Source organism: Microbulbifer okhotskensis (assembly GCF_023895975.1).
Lineage (GTDB): Bacteria > Pseudomonadota > Gammaproteobacteria > Pseudomonadales > Cellvibrionaceae > Microbulbifer > Microbulbifer okhotskensis.
Window position 1 is genome coordinate 1 of the sequence record NZ_JALBWM010000245.1, and the last position, 2,262, is coordinate 2,262.

At 44.6% G+C, this 2,262-nt stretch carries 2 protein-coding genes; one reads left to right on the top strand and one right to left on the bottom strand.

Annotated elements, in window-relative coordinates:
* Positions 1-1,189: 1,189 nt before the first annotated feature.
* On the top strand, positions 1,190-2,080 hold the full coding sequence (locus tag MO867_RS21660) for a hypothetical protein (RefSeq protein WP_252473023.1): 891 nt from the start codon (positions 1,190-1,192) through the stop codon (positions 2,078-2,080).
* Here MO867_RS21660 and MO867_RS21665 read toward each other — a convergent pair.
* On the bottom strand, positions 2,081-2,262 hold a 182-nt coding region (locus MO867_RS21665; protein ID WP_252473024.1), incomplete at its 5' end, for a hypothetical protein.

The window sequence follows — 2,262 nt, forward strand, 5'->3', positions numbered from 1 at the left end:
GAGCAGTACAGTGACTATGGGGCTATAGCTGTATGAAACTGTCCGAAGTGTTGAGACCTAGTAACTCTATTCTTTGATCAATTGTCGGTAGCATCCAGTCATCACTTAATTTCTTGCCTGAGAAAAAGTGATGGCTCTCACCTCCAATTGGTCATTTGTTTCCAGATCGTCAATTGATGCAGATCAAAGTTGAACACAGACGTTAGGACTGACAATAAATCAAAAATTGTGCACGCGCTTTACGGAATACACATCAAAATCTTGGCTATAGCGAATCATCCATATCGGGAGTCACCCATTGACGGATACATCCATCTAGCCGGGTAGCACCACATAAAGTGGTATCCCCTCTACTCCTAGTCGACGACAGGAAACGACATCATATTCACTAACTCTGAAAGTGGGGTTAATATGGAAAATCTCAATCCATTTGACGACCACCCTCAAATTCTGAATAACCGAAGTACACTCACAAACAATAGCCCGAATAATTCTCAAATTGGCAAGCAGAACCCTATCGCAATTTATCAAGCGACTGACGACATACCGGTCTCAGTATCTCAATGTATGACTATAATTTTGACCATTACGGATCAGATTGGTCAGTACCATATCGCAATTATCATTCAATATGGCTCGATAAATTCCCACACGACAACTCAGGAAGGAATGAGTCGGACGGCAACTGCCCGCTAGACTGAAGAAATTAATGCTAATACTAGGTTGCAATAACGGCTTTAACGAATTTGTGTGAGATAAGTCACTCTTAATTAACGCCACTTCTAACGATCCAAAAACTGCAGGGGCAGTACACCTCTCGCACCAAACTACATAGATACCATGTATTTACTGTGCATACCTATGAATAGGCTCTCAAGCAATCGCGGAAAATGCGCGTTTTTTATTCTCAACCAGTTAGGGTCGGTGTCAACTTGCTACGATGGCACATTGAAACCAGATTCTCTGAAAAAGTCCTCTGTAGGCGGTATATTTTAAACATTAAATCGTGAAAATAGCGGGCTACTACGTCATTGTTGCTCCATACAGCAGTGCTTTCAGATTTGTTCGTCTACAGTTTCCCATATACCTGGTGTCCCAATATTGTTGGCGTTACTCTATCCACAAATAACTTGGATACAAATTTCAGCGATCGGATTTATTGTTAGACGGTAATACACAGGAGGTAACCGTGCAGAAGATTACCGTAATTCCACTGGCACTGGCGATATCTGCCAGCAGTTGGGTTTATGCAGCAGAAAACACCACTTCAATCACGCAGAGCGGAACCAATAACTCTGCTATTGCTGATCAAACAGATATAAATGCCATCGACAACCACTTGGAAATAAACCAGGATGGCACCGCTCATATTGCTGAGGTATTGCAGCAGGACGAGACTGACAGCACAATTATCCAAATCCAAGAGGGCGCACTTAACGAAGTCTACAGTCTTCAAATGGGGGGTATAGGCAACAGTGTACAAATATTTCAGTCGGGTTCCAACAACCGTGCCACCAGCTATCAAATGGCGACACAAAACGGACAATCTGAAATACGCCAGGTCGGTTCGAACAATGAAGCGGAAATTCAGCAGCATCTGGGTAGCGACAACGTCTCTGTTATCGAGCAAATGGGCGAGCTACACGGTGCTTTAATCGGACAGTACGCAAGTTTCAATTCCGATGCCTTGATTTTCCAGCAGGGCTCAAGCCATGAAGCTATAGTCAGCCAGGAAGGCACCGGCCACTATGCCAGTATCCAGCAAATTGGGATTGCCCATAGTGCAGAAGTCGCGCAATCTGACATGTACAACGAACTGGATCTTTTTCAAGATGGCGAGGGTAATATTGCCTCTATCGTACAGGTATCTTGGTACAACAGCGCCTTTGTCAGCCAAGACGGCTTCTTAAATTCTGCAAACATTATGCAAGCCGGTAATGGTGGCCTCGGCGGCGGCCATATGGTGATCGTTAATCAATCCGGCGGTATGAATAATGCGACCGTGATTCAGAATGGGTTCTCTCAATCTGCCAATATTACCCAAACCGGTACGGGAAACACGGCCGTCGTTTTACAATAGTCAATACCTTCTCTTCACCGACAAGCCGTTGATCCGGTTGCTGGTTTTCAGACGACAAATCAAGTGTCTAAATGCTTGATTTGTCGGGGAAGGCTTCTTGTCGCAACCTGCTAGTGTTTTCCTCTCACTCAATACTTCGGACAGTTTTAGGGGGCGAAATAGGTAGGAACCACGGCCAGATA